This is a genomic window from Microvirga flavescens (assembly GCF_003290125.1).
Lineage (GTDB): Bacteria > Pseudomonadota > Alphaproteobacteria > Rhizobiales > Beijerinckiaceae > Microvirga > Microvirga flavescens.
In genome coordinates, this window is record NZ_QMKH01000001.1 from 61,490 (window position 1) to 78,971 (window position 17,482).

At 60.1% G+C, this 17,482-nt stretch carries 11 protein-coding genes and 2 pseudogenes; 6 read left to right on the top strand and 7 right to left on the bottom strand.

Annotation, left to right across the window (positions count from 1 at the left end; genetic code table 11):
• Positions 1-56 precede the first annotated feature (56 nt).
• The 3 genes and pseudogenes from cysN to DQW91_RS00280 all read right to left on the bottom strand — a co-directional run.
• A pseudogene (gene cysN, locus DQW91_RS16900) lies at positions 57-1,367 on the bottom strand (sulfate adenylyltransferase subunit CysN); the annotation flags it as partial.
• A complete protein-coding gene (cysD, locus tag DQW91_RS00275) occupies positions 1,367-2,323 on the bottom strand; it encodes a sulfate adenylyltransferase subunit CysD (protein ID WP_112661598.1) in 957 nt (318 codons plus the stop codon). The pseudogene cysN and the gene cysD, both read right to left, overlap by 1 nt.
• On the bottom strand, positions 2,323-3,072 hold the full coding sequence (locus DQW91_RS00280) for a phosphoadenylyl-sulfate reductase (RefSeq protein ID WP_112661599.1): 750 nt from the start codon (positions 3,070-3,072) through the stop codon (positions 2,323-2,325). Before DQW91_RS00280 ends, cysD begins: the two co-directional genes overlap by 1 nt.
• A 389-nt stretch (positions 3,073-3,461) precedes the next feature.
• On the opposite strand from DQW91_RS00280, the gene DQW91_RS00285 reads away from it, so the two are divergent.
• The 4 genes and pseudogenes from DQW91_RS00285 (at position 3,462) to DQW91_RS00300 (ending at position 10,426) form a co-directional block, all read left to right on the top strand.
• Positions 3,462-5,228: a diflavin oxidoreductase gene (locus DQW91_RS00285; RefSeq protein WP_112662369.1), complete on the top strand. Its 1,767-nt coding sequence runs from the start codon at positions 3,462-3,464 to the stop codon at positions 5,226-5,228.
• Positions 5,229-5,241: 13 nt separating this feature from the next.
• Positions 5,242-6,969 (top strand): annotated as a pseudogene (locus tag DQW91_RS00290) (NADPH-dependent assimilatory sulfite reductase hemoprotein subunit); the annotation flags it as partial.
• The gene (gene cysG, locus DQW91_RS00295) at positions 6,966-8,453 is read left to right on the top strand and encodes a siroheme synthase CysG (protein ID WP_112661601.1); all 1,488 of its coding nucleotides are present in this window, start codon (positions 6,966-6,968) and stop codon (positions 8,451-8,453) included. The pseudogene DQW91_RS00290 and the gene cysG, both read left to right, overlap by 4 nt.
• A 452-nt stretch (positions 8,454-8,905) precedes the next feature.
• Entirely contained in the window at positions 8,906-10,426 is a 1,521-nt protein-coding gene (locus tag DQW91_RS00300) for a DNA-3-methyladenine glycosylase 2 family protein (RefSeq protein WP_112661602.1), read from the top strand.
• Here DQW91_RS00300 and DQW91_RS00305 read toward each other — a convergent pair.
• Complete coding sequence (locus tag DQW91_RS00305) at positions 10,423-11,895, bottom strand: calcium-binding protein (protein WP_198411735.1); 1,473 nt, start codon at positions 11,893-11,895, stop codon at positions 10,423-10,425. The genes DQW91_RS00300 and DQW91_RS00305 overlap by 4 nt on opposite strands.
• A 486-nt stretch (positions 11,896-12,381) precedes the next feature.
• On the opposite strand from DQW91_RS00305, the gene DQW91_RS00310 reads away from it, so the two are divergent.
• Both DQW91_RS00310 and DQW91_RS16460 read left to right on the top strand, forming a co-directional pair.
• On the top strand, positions 12,382-12,777 hold the full coding sequence (locus tag DQW91_RS00310) for a response regulator (protein WP_157961284.1): 396 nt from the start codon (positions 12,382-12,384) through the stop codon (positions 12,775-12,777).
• Between the two features lie 281 nt (positions 12,778-13,058).
• Positions 13,059-13,277, top strand: coding sequence for a hypothetical protein (locus DQW91_RS16460; RefSeq protein ID WP_157961285.1), 219 nt, complete (start codon positions 13,059-13,061; stop codon positions 13,275-13,277).
• A 124-nt stretch (positions 13,278-13,401) separates the two neighbouring features.
• Here DQW91_RS16460 and DQW91_RS00320 read toward each other — a convergent pair whose 3' ends face one another.
• The 3 genes from DQW91_RS00320 to cls all read right to left on the bottom strand — a co-directional run bounded on the left by DQW91_RS00320 (position 13,402) and on the right by cls (position 17,477).
• Positions 13,402-14,691: an MFS transporter gene (locus tag DQW91_RS00320; protein WP_112661606.1), complete on the bottom strand. Its 1,290-nt coding sequence runs from the start codon at positions 14,689-14,691 to the stop codon at positions 13,402-13,404.
• A gap of 197 nt (positions 14,692-14,888) precedes the next feature.
• A complete protein-coding gene (locus tag DQW91_RS00325) occupies positions 14,889-15,917 on the bottom strand; it encodes a DmpA family aminopeptidase (protein WP_112661607.1) in 1,029 nt (342 codons plus the stop codon).
• 132 nt (positions 15,918-16,049) lie between these two features.
• A complete protein-coding gene (gene cls / locus DQW91_RS00330; RefSeq protein WP_112661608.1) occupies positions 16,050-17,477 on the bottom strand; it encodes a cardiolipin synthase in 1,428 nt (475 codons plus the stop codon).
• Between the last annotated feature and the right edge of the window lie 5 nt (positions 17,478-17,482).

Below are 17,482 nucleotides of genomic sequence, written 5' to 3' on the forward strand. Positions count from 1 at the left end.
GCGCGCTTGCTTGCGGGAGTTGGATCGGAAGTTCGGTGCAACATGGATTCCTCCTTCGCGTTGCCATGGGACTTCAGGACAAGCCCGATGCCGAGGGTGTCGAAACTTTCGCGATCAATGAGGATGAAACCTCCTGTCTCGCGATTATGCAAGTAGGGATCGAACGCCAGAGGGCGATTGAGAGTGAGGGTGACATCGCCGATATCGTTGGGCTGGAGGGCATTCCGCGCCTCCGGCTGCGCCGTATCGGGGTCGATACGGTGACTGACGCTTTCCACCGTCGCGCGGACCGTCGCCGCTCCGATCTTGAGCAAAAACGCATCCCCAGCCCCGAGAGACCGCTCCCCGGCCCAGAACAGACGTGCGTTCAGGCGCGAGGAAATGTCCGCCGAGGAAACGGTATCAGCCAGAACGTCCCCACGGGAAATGTCGATCTCATCGGTCAACGTGAGCGTGACCGACTGCCCTGCGACAGCTTCCTGAAGATCTCCGTCAAACGTCACGATCCGCGCGACGCTGGTTTCGCGGCCTGACGGCAGGACCCGCACGCGGTCCCCGACCCGGATGGAGCCGCCCGCGATGGAACCCGTATATCCGCGAAAATCCGCCACCTTGCGGTTCACCCATTGCACGGGGAACCGGAACGGGACGCTGCGATCATTGCCCTCGATCTGCACGCTGTCGAGGTGCTGCAGGAGCGTCGAACCGCGATACCAGGGAGCAGCCACCGCCGGCTGAACGACGTTGTCGCCATTCAGCGCGGACAAGGGAATGCCTGTTACCTCGGCAAACCCGAGATCGGCGGCAAAGGCCCGGTACTCCGCCATGATGCGCTCGAAGACATCCTGCGACCAGCCGACGAGATCCATCTTGTTGATGGCGAGCGCCACATGGCGAATGCCGAGCATCGACAGAATAAGACTGTGCCGCCGTGTCTGCAGGGAGAGTCCTTTCCGTGCGTCGACGAGAAGGATCGCAAGATCGGCGGTCGAGGCTCCCGTCGCCATGTTGCGCGTATACTGCTCGTGACCCGGGGTATCCGCTACGATGAAACTGCGGGTTTCGCTGGAGAAGAAACGATAGGCGATATCGATGGTGATGCCCTGCTCGCGCTCGGCCGAAAGCCCATCCACGAGAAGAGCAAAATCGATCTTGTCGCCCTGCGTTCCATGGCGGCGGGAATCCCGCTGCAGACTTGCGATCTGGTCGTCGAAGAGCTGCTTTGCGTCGTGCAGGAGCCGCCCGATCAGAGTCGACTTGCCGTCATCGACGGAACCGCAGGTGATGAAGCGCAGCACATCCTTACGGCGCTGAGCCTTGAGGATCGTTTCAAGATCAACGGACGGCTTGAGAACATGGACGGTCATCAGAAATAGCCCTCCTGCTTCTTGCGTTCCATCGAGGCGGCGCCATCCTGGTCGATCAGACGCCCCTGACGCTCGGAGGTCTGCGCCCGTAGCGTTTCGCCGATAATGTCGACAAGGGTCCCCGCATCGCTCTCGATGGCCCCGGTCAACGGGTAGCATCCAAGTGTTCGGAACCGCACGGAGCGAACTTGAGGAACCTCTCCCGGATGGAGCGGCAACCTCTCATCATCGACAGCGATCAAAAGCCCGTCCCGCTCCACGACAGGACGCTCGGCGGCGAAATAGAGGGGAACGATCGGGATGTTTTCCCGATGGATGTAGAGCCAGATATCCAGCTCCGTCCAATTGGAAAGCGGGAAGACGCGAAAGCTCTCCCCTTTGCGTTTGCGCACATTGAACAACCGCCAGGGCTCCGGACGTTGCCGCTTCGGGTCCCAGCGATGCTGTTCGCTTCGCAAAGAAAAAACCCGCTCCTTGGCGCGGGATTTCTCCTCGTCGCGGCGCGCCCCGCCGATGGCGGCGTCGAAGCGGTGATGATCGAGCGCCTGACGAAGGGCCTGGGTTTTCATGACATCCGTGTGGATTTCCGACCCATGCGAGACAGGGCCTATTCCACGCGCGATCCCTTCCTCGTTGACATGCACGATCAGCTGCAAATCCAGATCGCGCACCCGCTCGTTGCGGAAGCGGATCATCTCCTTGAACTTCCATGTCGTGTCGACATGCAGAAGCGGGAATGGCGGCTTCGCCGGATAGAAGGCCTTCAAGGCAAGATGCAGAAGAACCGACGAATCCTTACCGATGGAATAGAGCAGGACCGGGTTTTCGCTTTCTGCCACGACCTCTCGCAGAATGTGGATGCTTTCCGCTTCCAGCCTGTCGAGATGCGTCAGGCGCTCCGCGACAGTATCGCCCTGCGTGACGGCGGCATTGAGAAGAGTATTTGAGCGACCCATTACAGCACCTCCTGCAAGCGAGCGGCTTCTTGCGGCGACGGGTGGAGATGCAGTCCGCATTCCTTCTTCGCATCGTTTTCCCACCACCAGCGCCCCGCGCGCTCGGGCTCTCCGACACGCACAGCCCGTGTGCACGGCGCGCAACCGATTGAGGGAAAGCCGCGGTCATGAAGAACGTTGTAGGGAACGCGGTTATCGCTCACGTACTGTGCGGCGTCGCTCGCGTTCCAATCGGCAAGCGGATTGACCTTGATGAGGGCATAGGCCGGGTCTGCCTCGGCAAGCGGCGTCTCACGCCGGTTGGTCGATTGACCGGCGCGCAATCCCGTAATCCATCCGGCGGCGCCCGTGAGCGCACGCGCCAGCAATTCGACCTTCCGCACCTGGCAGCACGCCTTGCGCGCCTCGATGGAGCGATAAAAGCCGTTGATGCCTTGATCCGCGATCAACGCCTCGAGGACATCGCGGTTCGGCGAAAGCGCAGCGATGCGGCGACCGAAAAACTCCTCAGTCGCGGCCCAAACATCATAGGTCTCTGGGAAGAGACGCCCCGTATCGAGCGTGACGACGTGTATATCGAGATCGTTCGCGAAAATGGCGTGCGTGATCGCCTGATCCTCGAGCCCGAAGCTCGTCGTGAAGACGACAGGACCGTCCAGCCGCGCCCGCGCCTCTGAGAGCCGCCTCGGCAACGGAGCCGATTGCAGCGCGGAGGAGAGATCCTCGGCGAGGGTTACGGACGAGGGCATGGACCATCCTGAGTTCATTGCAGCACAAGACTGTTCGTTTTACAGAACAGTGTCAAGTTCCTTCCCGCGGCTCGCATGCGGCGATGAAGAAGTGCTCGCCGCTTTGTTCAGAAAAAGGCTTTCTCGTTCCTATTTCGATGCCACGAAGTTCAAGAGAGATGAATATTTTTCCAATATTCAGCTTGAAGTTAGAACGCTCTCAACCCGGAAATATTGCGCCCCTCGGGAGCTCTCAGCGCATCGGCCTCAGCATCAAGAAAAATGACCTCTGAGCAGCACGAAAAAGAGATTTTTATGCCTTAAAGGACCGTTCTTAAAAAAGAACAATTTTCTTGACTTCACGCGCCGGGAGCCAGACCCTTCAGGTCGATGAGAACCCGCGCAAAGACATGGCCAGCAACGCTTTGATCCCTAAGACCGCCCCCTTCGCAGATGACGCGATCACGCATCTCAACAACGCATTGCGCGACACGACGGCGCTCCAGCGCGCGTGGCTCGCGGGCTTTCTCGCAGGACTCGACACGCAAGGCGGAGCGACAGGAGGCGAGGTTTCGCCGCAACCGCTTGCGACACCCAAACCCGCGGAGCCTCTGACAATCGTTTTCGCCAGTGAATCCGGTAATGCGGAACAACTGGCGCAGGATGCTGCGAAACTTGCGCGCAAGAGCGGCTTCAAGCCGAAGATCATCGATTTTGCGGATCTGGACGTTGCGGCGCTCGCCAAAGAGCAACGCCTGATCGTGATTGCCGCAACATGGGGCGAGGGAGAGCCGCCCTCGCGCGCGGCAAGATCATACGCCGCGCTGCTTGCTCCTTCCGCCCCGCGCCTTGACGGCGTGACCTATGGCGTTCTGGCATTGGGCGATACGGCTTACGCCGAATTCTGCGCCATTGGAAAAGCGATTGACACCCGCCTTGAAGAACTCGGCGCGAAGCGCGCCGTCGCGCGCGTCGATTGCGATCTTGATTTCAAGGCCCCGGCATCGGCGTGGCTTGCAAACACCATTAAAACTCTTGCACCGGCGACAGAACAGGCGAGCAATGTGGTCGCCGTCGACTTCTCCGCGCGAGAGAGCGAGGGGGACAGCAACGAACCCTTCACCCTCGAGGTTTCGGAACACATCAACCTGAATTCGTCCCGCTCGGACAAGGAGACTTTTCACATCGCGTTCTCCTTTTCCGGCACAACGCGTGCCTACGATCCCGGGGATTCAATCGAGATATTTCCGCAGAATGACCCGGCGCTTGTCGATGCCATCCTCGCCGCCGCAGGGCTCGCGTCAGATAATACTCTTCGCAACTCGCTCACGGCCGAGCGTGACATCACGACTCTGTCAGTGATTACCGTCGAGAAATACGCAAGCGCCTCGGGTCATGACGGCGCAAGACGCCTCGCCGAGGATGGAGAGATCAAAAGCTGGATCAAAAGCCGACAGCTGATCGACCTACTCGAAGAGTTTCATGCTCCGCTGACGGCAGATCAGTTGTTGTCTCTAACCCGCCCTCTTCCACCTCGCGCCTACTCCATCTCCTCCTCGCGCCGCGAGGTTGGTGATGAAGTCCACATTCTGGTTTCTCCTGTGCGGTATGAAACGCATGGCCGGAACCGGACAGGCGTCGCATCCGGCTTTCTGGCAGACCGTATCAAGGCTGGCGAAACCTTGCAGGCGCGCATCAAGCCGAACAAGCATTTCCGCCTCCCCGACCCTTCCACCGACATCATCATGATCGGGCCGGGAACGGGCGTTGCTCCATTCCGCTCCTTCATACAGGAACGACGCGCTGTCAGCGCTACAGGCCGCTCGTGGCTCTTCTTCGGCGAAAGGCGTTACACACACGACTTTCTCTACCAGCTTGAATGGCAGGACGCCCTGGCCGAGGGTGCATTGACACGCCTCGATGTCGCCTTCTCGCGGGATACGCCACAGAAAATTTATGTCCAGGACAAGCTTTGGGCAAAGCGGCGCGATGTCGTCGACTGGCTGGACAATGGCGCGCGGCTCTATGTCTGCGGAGACGCCTCGGCCATGGCGAAGGACGTGCGGAAGACGCTCGTGCACCTCGTGGCCGATGTGAAATCCCTCTCTCCGGAGGCCGCGGAAGAAGCTGTTTCAGCCCTGGAGCGAGATCGCCGCTATTTGCAGGATGTTTACTGAGATGACCAAGGATCTTGCTCGTAACGAGCGCATCAAGGAAGCCAGCGCCTATCTTCGTGGCACCTTGGCCGAAGGTTTGACCGATGTCGCGACCGGCGCGATCAGCGAAGACGACCAGCAGCTTGTGAAGTTTCACGGCATGTATCTGCAGGACGACCGGGACCTGCGCGCGGAGCGGACGAAAAAGAAGCTGGAGAAGGCGTTCTCCTTCATGATCCGGCTGCGGATTCCGGGCGGCATCTGCTCCCCGGCGCAATGGCTGCAAATGGACAGGATCGCGCGTGATTACGCCAACGAAACGCTGCGGCTGACGACCCGCCAGACATTCCAGTTTCACGGCGTCATCAAGAACAACCTCAAGACGACGATGAAGGCCATCGATGCGGCCTTGCTCGACACGCTCGCCGCCTGTGGCGACGTGAACCGAAACGTCCTCGCCTCCTCCAATCCTCACCGTTCACGCGCGCATCACGCCGCTCACGAACTGGCGAAAGCCATCTCCGACCGCCTGTTGCCGCGAACGCCCGCCTATCGTGAGATCTGGCTCGATGGCGAGAGGATCGCGGGCGGCGAAGAGGAAGTGACGGAACCGGTTTATGGCCGCACCTATCTGCCGCGCAAGTTCAAGACCGTGGTTGCGGTGCCGCCGGACAACGATGTCGATATCTTCGCGCAGGATCTCGGGTTCATCGCCATCCTCGACAGGAAAGGTGCTCTCAAGGGCTGGAACGTCACCGTCGGTGGCGGCATGGGAATGACGCATGGCGAGCCGGACACATATCCGCGCACAGCCGATGTCCTGGGCTTCTGCAAGCCGCAGGATGCGATCGCCGTCGCCGAAGCCATCGTGACGGTTCAGCGCGATTGGGGAGACCGCACCAATCGCAAGCATGCGCGCCTCAAATATACAATTGAGGATCGCGGCCTTGCCGCCTTCCGCGCGGAGGTCGAGCGACGTATCGGCTATCCCCTGAGGGAGCCGCAGCCTTTCTCATTCGACTCGAACGGCGACCGCTATGGCTGGGTTGAAGCCGAAAACGGCCGCGCGCACCTGACGCTTTTCATCGAGAACGGACGTGTGCGCGATATTCCCGGTGGCCCCTCGCTCATGACGGGCCTGCGCCGCATCGCCGAAATCCATGATGGCGAGTTCAGGCTGACGGCCAACCAGAACGTCATCGTCGCCGACGTGACGCCCGATCGCCGTAACGCCATCGAGGCTCTAGTGGCGGAGCATGGATTGACAAGCGAGGCGACAGCCCTGCGCCGCAACGCGATGGCCTGCGTGGCGCTTCCGACCTGCGGCCTCGCGCTTGCCGAAAGCGAACGCTATCTTCCCTCACTCGTGACCGCGCTCGAGGAGCGCCTCGCCGTGCATGGTCTTGCAGAAGACGAGATCACGATCCGCATGACCGGCTGCCCCAACGGGTGCGCCCGGCCTTATATCGCGGAAATCGGCCTCGTCGGAAAAGGACCCGGTCGCTACAATCTTTATCTCGGCGGCGCATTCGATGGGTCGCGCCTGTCGAAGCTCTATGCCGAGGACCTGGAGCATGACAGCATCGTTGCGACCCTCGATCCGGTTTTCCGTGCCTATGCGAAGGAGCGCCGCGCGAACGAACGCTTCGGTGACTTTCTCATCCGCGCGCAGTGGATCGCCAGGACAGAGAACGGACGTGACTTCCACGCCAATACCGGCCCGTTGAAGCCTGCAAAGGCCGCCGAAAAGGCGGCCTCATGAGCGCGCCGCGTACTCCGCTTGAGGAATATCCGGAGCGCCTCGCAGCACTTTCACGGCTGCCAATCTTTCTCGATCTCAATGGCAAGCGTGTCGTCATCGCCGGTGGTGGAGACCCCGTCGTCTGGAAGGCCGAACTCGTTGCCGCGGCAGGCGCATCGATCACGGTCTATGCCGAGAGGCCGGATCCGGAGCTGCAAGACCTCGCAGCAAGAAGCGATGGGCGCATCGCTCTCATAGCCCGCGCATGGCATGAGCGCGATCTCGATAACGCCACCCTCGCAATCGCCGATGCAGAGAACGCGGAGGAAGCGGCGCGCTTTGCAAAAGCGGCGCGTGAGAGGGGTATCCCCGTCAATGTGATCGACCGTCCCGCCTTTTGCGATTTCCAGTTCGGCACCATCGTCAATCGCAGCCCTGTTGTCGTCGCTGTCTCGACGGATGGCGCAGCGCCTATTTTAGGCCAGGCGATACGCCGACGCATCGAAGCCATTCTGCCACGGCAGGTCGGAAGCTGGGCGCTCGCCGCAGGGGCATTCCGCGAAAGGCTGAAAGATCTTCTGCCATCAAGAGCTGATCGGCGGCGCTTCTGGGAAGGATTTGTCGACGCTGCATTCAGCCCGGCAAATGCGAGGCCAAGCACCGATGCCCTCGAGCGCCTTGCCCACGATATCGCGAATGATTCCATGGATCGCCCGGGCATTGGGGAAGTCGCCATCGTCGGCGCGGGGCCTGGCGATCCTGAACTCCTGACCCTGAAGGCCATGCGCGAGCTCCAGGCCGCGGATGTGATCGTCTATGACCGCCTTGTCACACCCGCGATCCTCGAATTGGCGCGCCGCGAAGCACGGCGCATCCATGTGGGCAAGGAAGGCCACGGGGCTTCCTGCCGTCAGGAGGATATCAACGCGCTGGTCGTCGATCTCGCGCTTGAAGGAAAGCGCGTGGTGCGCCTGAAAGGCGGCGACCCTGCGATCTTCGCGCGAACCGGTGAGGAAGTCGAAGCCTGCCATGAAGCAGGCGTAACCGTCCGGATCGTCCCCGGCATCACCACGGCAAGCGCGGCAGCAGCGGCGCTCAACCTCTCCCTCACGCATCGCCATCATGCCCAGAACGTCCAGTTCGTCACGGGCCACGATCGTCATGGGCAGCTTCCGGACAACCTGAACTTGGCCGCGCTCTCCGACAAAGCCACGTCAACGGTCGTCTATATGGGGCGCAGGACAGTGCGGAACCTGACAATCCGGCTTCGCGAGCGGGGACTGTCTCCCGATACGCCCTTGATCGCCATCGCCGATGTGTCGCGCCCTTCGCAGCGGACCGTCCAAACGACCATCGGCGCGATCGCCGGCGGCCTTCCGTTGCCGGAAGACGGGCCTCTCCTCATCATGTTCGGGGAAGCGCTTAAGGGGACTGCAACTCCGGCAACGAGTGAGAAGCGACGCTCGGCAACGCCGCACCGCAAGCTCGTGCACACCACGCGCTGAGAGAGCCGACAAAAGGCCTCTGCGCTCCATCGCGTTCGGTCTTGCGTTCGTTCATTTCGCCGGAGCGTTGGCCCTTGCGGAAACGGCGGCGACGATCCCGTCAAAGTAAACGATACGGCTGGCGACGATTCCGCCAACAAGCACCCAGAAGGCAGCAACGGCGATGATCTTCCCATATCGCAGCGACCTAATGCGCATCATCTATCCCGATCAGCATGATATTAATCGATTTTAGTCGATGTATTCGTCTCACGAAATACAAAGCAACAACGGAAACGTCTCTCACTTTAAGTTTGTGATATTTTACCTCGTGAACCGATCATGACGTTTTAAATTTTCTACAGTTCAGTAAATTCCGGAAATAATATACTACACAATAGCGCCCTGATCCTATCGACAGACGCGTCCGAAAACCGCGAGCGTGCGAAGCCGGGATGTGCGAAAGTCGGCGCATGACACAGCTCGATCACGACGCCTGCTATCGGGCCCTGCAAACCCGCGACCCACGTTTCGACGGACGCCTCTTCGTCGGCGTTCTCTCGACAGGGATCTACTGTCGCCCCGTTTGCCCGGCGCGGACGCCGAAACGAGAAAACTGCCGCTTCTTTTCTTCCGCCGCAGCTGCGCAGGAAGCGGGCTTGCGGCCATGCCTGCGTTGCCGCCCCGAGACAGCCCCCGACCTCGCAACATGGCGCGGCACGTCGAACACGATCTCTCGCGCCCTCTCGCTCATCGCGGAAGGGACGCTGGATGACGAGGAGACGGGTGTCGGCCAACTCGCCGATCGGCTTGGGATCGGGGAGCGGCAGTTGCGCCGCCTTTTCAAGCAGCACCTTGGAGCCTCGCCCATCGCCGTTGCGCAGACGAGGCGCATTCTCTTCGCCAAGCAGCTGATTCAGGAAACGCAGATGCCTTTGGCGGATGTCGCGCTCGCATCGGGATTCGGCAGCATCCGGCGCTTCAACGAAACATTCCAGAACCTGTATCAACGTCCACCGGGCGCGCTGCGACGCAAGACTTCTGCCGAGGCATTCAGCGCTTCAGCAAAGGATGCAGGACTGACCCTGCGCATACGCTACAAGCCGCCCTATGATTGGGACGCGATGCGCTCTTTCCTCGAGGCGCGCGCCATCGCAGGCGTGGAAGAAATTTCGGGTGACGTCTATCGGCGAACCGTAACGCAGGATGGCGCCTTCGGCACGGTCGAGGTTTGTCACGATCCTGAGCGGGCGAGCCTGCGTGTCAGCATTCACTTTCCCAATGTGCGCGCTCTGCCCGCCATTCTCGCACGCATACGCCGCGTCTTCGATGTCGGCGCCGATGTCGAAACCATCGGCACTCATTTGTCACACGATCCGTTCCTCGCAAATCTCATCGCGGAGCGACCGGGCTTGCGCACGCCGGGCGGATGGGAAGGGTTCGAACTCGCCATGCGTGCCGTTCTGGGCCAACAGGTGACGATTGCCGCCGCGCGCAGGCTCGCGGGGCAACTGGTCAGCCTGTGCGGTGAAAGAATGCCTGGCACCGATTTTTCGGCGCAGCCATTAACACACGTCTTTCCTACGCCGCAGCGAGTTGCAGCCTGCGATCTTGGCGCACTCGGGATGCCCGGAGCGAGGCGGCGGACGCTTCACGCCCTTGCAGAAGCCGCGATTGCGGACCCGCACCTTTTCCGTCCGTCAGGAACGATTGAAGACACCATCGCACGCCTTCGGGCCATTCGCGGCATCGGCGAATGGACGGCGCAATACATTGCCTTGCGCGCCGTTCGCGAAACGGATGCCTTCCCGGCCAGCGACATCGGCCTGCTGCGGGGAGCAGCTCTTGAAGCCGGTGAGCGCCCAACGCCTGCGGCGCTCCTGCAGCGTGCTGAAGGGTGGCGGCCCTGGCGCGCTTATGCAGCGCAACACCTTTGGGCCGCCGACCCCGCTATGAGCAATACGAAGGGGGCCGAGCGGCCCGCTGATCGCTAGATGACGTAGAAGTCCTTTGCGGACAATGCCGTGCCCTTGACGACCTGAGCGAAGGCAATCGCAGCCCCCTTACCGCTGCCATCGGCATCGTAGGAAATCACGCCGGTATTCTTGTTGTAGATGATGCGGTCATCCCGATCGTGCGCCTTGGCTCCGACATAGAAGGTCGATGCCTTCAGGCTGCCGAGTTTCGTAATTGCACTGAACACGTCCTGATCGAGCTGGATTGTGTCCTCGGTTCTGAAATCCGTGATCCGATCCACGTTTCGCGACTTGTGGAGCGGCGCGGAGAACACAAAGATATCCGATCCAGCGCCCCCGGTCAGAACGTCATTGCCTCCACGGCCTTCCAGCTTGTCGTTTCCGGCTCCGCCATTGAGTACGTTCTTGCCCGCATTTCCAATCAGCACGTTTGCAGATTTGTTGCCGGTCAGATTCAGCGCCTTGGTGCTATCCGCGTATGCCGCTTCGAGCCCCTCGAAGATCGACTTTGTCGGCAGCACGTAGGACTTCTCCACCATGAGCCGGTCTTTGCCGCCGGTATCGATAATCGTGTCGGAAGCGTTCGCAAAATAAGAGTCGTCGCCCGCACCGCCAATGAGGATGTTGGGCCCGTCACCGCCGATGAGAACGTCATTGCCGTCACCGCCATCGAGAATGTCGCTTCCGGCGCCGCCAACGAGCGTATCGTCTCCTGCGTTTCCGTAGAGAACGTCGCGGCCATAACCGCCGGAGATGCTCTCGGCATAAGCGCCGCCGAAGACACGATCATCGAAGTTTGCGTCAGGCGTCGCACCAAGAACAACCGAGATTGTCTGGTCCGCGCGCCCCCAATTCGTGAAGTTGAAAGCGGAAAGATCGAGGTTCACATAATGAGACGAGGTCGTGAAGTGCAGCGCATTCTGCCCCACGCTCGAGCCTTGAATGGTCGTCACGGAGAAGCTGTGGGGATCAGCCGTCATGATCTTGGCGTTGGCGTTCTCGGCAAAGCGCAGGACATCAATGTCGAGCACCGATCCGAAGGACACGACACCCCGAATTTCCACGATGTCGGTTTCGTCCGAACCACCTTCACCCAGAACGTTGCTGCCAAAGATGTGGACATTGGTTGCTCCAGTATCGACATAGAAAAGGTCATTGCCCTCTTCACCGATAGCAACCGTTCCATCCTGGAACCGAATGAGAAATTGGTCGTTTCCGTCCCCGCCGTTCATCTGGTCGCCGGCATAGCCGTAGGTCGTCAGAAAATCGTCGCCGCTCGTTCCGCCAATGCTGTCGCGGCCCGCAAGAAGTTGATCGAGCGCCTGCACCCCGCCCTGCTGGACAAAGGTCTGGTAAAAGCTGGCAAGGGACATCGTCAGGTCGGATATATGCGCGACCGGCTGTCCGTCCGCATCAAAAATATCGACGGAGCTGATCGCGCCGCCGACTGGCACGTCACCGTCATAGGTGAAATTCGCTCCGTTCAAGAAGAACTTGAGCCCGGCTTGCGGCCCTGTCCCGGTATTCGCCACTCCAAATCGGATATTCGACGTGATCAAGACATCGAAGGCCGCTCGATCAAGAACGTTATCGATTGAAAATGGAATGGGATCGATAAACGAAACGACTGCCATTTATATCTCTCGGTATTGCCGCCGGAAGGGAGGCCGAGAGATATACTCATCTCTGAAAGAGGAAGAGCCATCCAAACGCCTAGGATCCTGTCCCTCTCCCGAGCCTTTGCTCTGGCTACGGACCTGAGGGCAGCCGCTCCGCAGAGCGAGGGCAAGGGGAAACTTCAAAACGCCGAAAATACATGAAATATCGGCACATCCCCATACATTCGAATAGGGTCAGTATCGGATTTTTAAAGCAAGTTGCGCGACTTCATCTTGCGTAGCGTCAAGTGAAAGCCGGAGATGCCCATTCCAGCCCACCCTTTGTTGTGGCGACACGAGGAAATTTCGGATCTCATGCACCACCGAAACACAGCCCGAGGGTTGGAAGGAGCCGCATCTGCACCCACCCGCATTCTGATTGTCGAAGACGATATCTTCATTGCACTCGATTTGCAGGATCTCGCCCGGCTGCAGGGGCAGGTCGAGGTCGTGACGGCGTGCACCATCGCCCAGGCGAGGCAGGAAGCAGCAAGCCCAGTCGCCCTGGCACTCCTCGATATCGATGTTCTGGACGGCAAGACTTTTGAACTGGCGGAGCAATTGCAAAGCTCAGGAACGCCGGTTCTCTTTATCTCGGGCTCAAACCGCTACGACCTGCCACCCCAACTGCAATCCGTCCCTTTCATCGCAAAACCCTACGACCCCGACGTCGTCACCAAGATGCTTGTGAACCTTCTCCGCAAGAGGTGAACTGAAACCAAACAGCTCACCCAAAAGTTGAGGAAGCGGAGACCGTCGCCCGCCTCGAGATGACGGTATCGCCGACACTGAAGCAGTCCGCCTTGATTACGCCCGACCTCTTGGAACGAACGGGGGCATGCTTACCTGCCTGCACATTTCGGCGCGGCAAGGAAAGCTTGCGCGGCAAGGTTTCCTCGCTGAACAAACGGGGCAGGAAAGCTGGCGAATTGCTAGATCTCTGCCCGCTTTATCTCTTTCAGTTGCCTCGCTCTCACTCAGGGAGATCTCGCTTGGCTGCAATCATTCGCATGAAACGCCTCTCCGATTTCAAAGTGGAGGCCATCCAAAGCGAGTTTGAGCTTTGCCTCGAAAACTTCGCTGGAAAGACGACGAAATTCTTGTTGTCGCGAGACCAGGCGCACCATCTTGCCGATGAGCTGGATCGGCTCATCGTGGAGGTGCGCAAGGCCAGTCGGGCAAGCAGAATTGAAAAGAAAGTGACCGCCTAAGCGCGACAGAAATTCATGCCTGGCGCAGTCGTCCGACTTCACGACAGACATCACTCAAAAAAGATCGGGGCCAGCATATGGCCGGCCCCGATCTTCTTCTTGTCAACGGTAACACGCCACTGGATCAATCCTCGTGGATCAGGCTGTGCTTTCTGGTGTCGCGCATGCGGACATAAACGATCAGCGACAGGCCGATCATGATCGTCACGTACCAGAAGAACCCGCTCTCCATGCCCGCCTGTTTGAACCAGAGCGCGACATATTCCGCCGTGCCGCCAAAGATGGTGTTGGCGAGGGCATAGGGCAGAGCGACGCCGAGCGCGCGGATATGCGCGGGGAAAAGCTCCGCCTTCACGACGGCGTTGATCGAGGTATAGCCGGTCACGATCAAAAGCGCCGCCATCACCAGCGCGAAAGCGATGTACGGATTGTTGGCGGCGGCCAGCGTCGTGAAGATCGGATAGGTCAACAGCAGCCCGCTGATTCCGAAACCAACCATCAGTGGCTTGCGGCCGATCTTGTCGGACAGCCCGCCGGCCAGTGGCTGGATGACCATGAAGATGAAGAGCGCGAGCGTCATGATCTGGCTCGACACCTCACGGCTGAAGCCTGACGTGTTGACGAGGAACTTCTGCAGGTAGGTGGTATAGGCGTAGAAGGCCAGCGTGCCGCCTGCGGTCAGCGCAAGAACGGTAAAGGCCTCGCGCGGATACTTGACGAAGAGCGTGATGCCGCTCGAGCGCGGCTCCTTCGAAACTTGCGCGTTCTTGAAGGACTGCGTCTCCACAAGGCCGCGGCGGATATAGAACACGACAATCGCGAGCACGCCGCCGATAGCGAAAGGAATTCGCCAGCCCCACACTTCGAGCTCCGTGACAGACATGGTCGCTTGCAGAATGAGCAGCACGCCGAGTGCGAGAAGCTGGCCGGAGATCAGCGTCACGTACTGGAAACTGGAGAAGAAGCCGCGACGGTTCTTGCCTGCCATTTCGCTCAGGTAAGTCGCGCTCGCACCATATTCGCCGCCGACGCTGATGCCTTGCAAAAGGCGTGCGAAAACGAGAGCGATAGGCGCAAAAACGCCGATCTTGTCGTATCCAGGCGTGACGGCGATCATCATGGAGCCGAGGCACATCAGCGTAACGGAGAGCGTCAGTCCCGCCTTGCGGCCCTTGCGATCGGAGTACACGCCCATGATCCAGGCACCGATCGGGCGCATGATGAACCCGACAGCGAAAACGGCGGCGGCGTTCAGCAACTGCGCGGTCTGATCGCCCTTCGGAAAGAAGACCGGCGCGAAGTAGAGCGTGAAGGCGGAGTACACATACCAATCGTACCACTCGACCATGTTGCCGGCGGATCCGCCAAGGATCGACTTCAACCGGTTTGTCGGTACGTCAACGGCTTTCTGCATTGTCAAATTTCCTCTCGCGAACGAGCCTGCCCTTGCATGGACAAGGCCCCCGCGCTTGGGGTCTGAAACCCCATAGTCGGAAGGGCGGTCTTATTGGCTATTTTCAACTAGCGGCATAGCATCTTCGAGGCGGTCGGCAGCGCACCTATATCGATGGCAGCGTTGCGTTTATTGCAACGCTGCCCCGCCAGTGGCAATCAACCGCGTGCCAGCCAGTCCCCTAGCGAGGGGCGGCAATGGGCCTGATATCCCAACAGGCCCGGCGCACAGCACATGGCGTTGAGAACCGCTTCCTGCGTCGCATCCGTCGCCGCGCGAAACAGATCGTCGATGCGATCCTCGTTCAAGGCGCGCATGTCGATTAAGTCGCGGCGCTCATCGTGATGGATGCGCGAAGCGGTGGAGAAGCCGAGCGCGATGTCGCCGCTGCCATGCCCCCAGAACGCCCCCAGCCGTGCGAAGCCCGCCCCGCAACGCCGGGACACGCGCCGCAGCTGCCGGCATTCGAGGGGAATGTCGGTTGCGAGAATGGCGATGATCGACCCTCTCTCCGCCTGCGCTTGCGCCTCTGGCAGCGGGCGACGGCCGTCGGGCAGAATGAGGTCTCCCGCCCGGCCGAAATTCGCCAGAACAAGAACACCGAGATGATGATCCACACCATCGAGGGACAAGCGACGCGAGGACGTGCCGATACCGCCCTTGAAACCAAAGCAGCTCATCCCTCGGCCCGCTCCGACAGCACCCTGAGCCACCGCGCCTTCAACCGCAGCGTCCAGCGCGGCAAATGCAGTTCCCTCGGTCACTGCCATCGCCTGAATGTCGTTGAGCCACCCGTCGTTGCATTCGCACACCACCGGATTGACCGTCGCGGTCGTTCGCCCGATGTCAGCATTTTGCGCAATGGCGCGGCGGATCAGGGCGCTTGTGCAGGCCCCGACGCCAAACGTGTTGGTGAGCAGGATCGGCGTTTCGAGCGAGCCGAGTTCCTCCACCTGGATCAGGCCAGCGCTCTTGCCGAATCCGTTGATGACCTCGACAGCGGCGCGCACCTTTTCGCGATAGAGGTTGCCAGCATGCGGCAGAATGGCAGTCACGCCCGTTTGCAACTCGCCCTCGGCAATCGTCGCATGACCGACGCGAATGCCTGGAACATCGGTGATGGCGTTATGCGCTCCGGTGGGTATTTCGCCAAAGCGCAAACCGAAGTCGCGGGCCAATTTCGTCATCTTGCTCAACTCTGTTCATCGAAGCTGCGAGCCTTGTATCGCAGGCTCTTCTTTCGAGCGATAGCCCTGTGGAAGGCTCCCGTTCTCCGCAAGGGTACTTCCTTCATCAGCGGCTGCGCCTCAATACACGCTTTAAAGCAGCGGGCTGATCAGGCGGGCGAGATTTTCACACAACTTCACCACCGCCGGGCGCGCGCGCCATTGCGCGAGATCCAGAAGATCGCTCGCCGCGAAGCAACGCTGCTGCTCGGCATAGAGCCGCGCGGTCACATCCTCATCATAGGCGATCAGGCTCACCTCGGAATTCAGGATGAACGAGCGGATGTCGATATTGCTGGAGCCAACGAGGCCGATCCCGTCGTCGAAGGTGAAATGCTTGGCGTGCAGAAGCTTGTCACGGAACAGGTGAAGCTTAACGCCCGCGGAGAGAAGCTCATCGTAGTAGGAGCGCTGTGCCAGATTGACGAGGCGGTGGTCGGGTATCTGCGAGACGACGATATGAACATCGACGCCGCGTAAGGCCGCCGTTTCAAGCGCCTTCAGCAGTGAAGCGTCAGGGATGAAATACGGCGTCGTCATGACGACGCGCTTTCGCGCGCCATAGACCAGCGTGACGATGAGACCCTCGATCCCTGAGCCCGGAACATCAGGACCGCTCGGCAAGACCTGAGCTTGAACGGTTCCCACCGCCGCGGGCTCGGGCATGATCTCCTCGATGGAAAGCCTCTCCTGCGTTTCAAGAAACCAGTCTGCTGCAAAGACGGCCTGTAGCTGCGTGACGATCGGCCCCCAAGTGCGGACCACGAGTTCCTGATTGACGACGCCGGGCTTGAAATCGGCATCGGCAATGTTCTGCGAACCCGTGTAGCCGATGCGTCCATCGATAACCGCGATCTTGCGATGATTGCGCAAATCGGCGCGGGCCGGATGCCATCGCAACGTGATCGGCAAGGCCACATGCGCGGCAACGCCGGACGCCGCCAACTGCGCGATCACCTTTTTGGCCCACGGACGTGAGCCGACAGCATCGATCAGGACGCGGCACGTCACGCCGCGTTCCACCGCGCGAGCAAGCGCCGCCATGACCTTCTGTCCGGTCCTGTCGTCAGCGAAGATGAAATAGAGAAGGTGGACGTTCTTTTCCGCTCTCTCGATGTCAGCGATGAGCGCGTCTATCGATCCGTCGTAATCCGGCAAGAGCATTATGTCGTTGCCGGAGAGTGGCGGAAAGCGACCGAGTTTCTCGACAAGGCTTCGCGTCTCTGCTCCCACCGATGTCTTGTTACCAGCAGGCTCCGCGAAAGGAGCGGCGCGGGCGACAGCATCCTGCAAGAGCCCCGGCAACTTGAGAACGCGTTCATTGCGCCAGCTCGGATAGGAAGGTCGCCCGATCAGGACATAGAGGACAAGCGCAGGCCAGGGCAGGAAGAAAGCCAGAAGGAGCCATCCCTTTGCAGCATCCGGCGAGCGTCGCACCGGAACGACCACCAGCATCACCAGCCGGATGATCCATTCCGATACAAGATACAAAAGCGCCCAGGTGCTTCCTTCGAAGTGCATCGTGC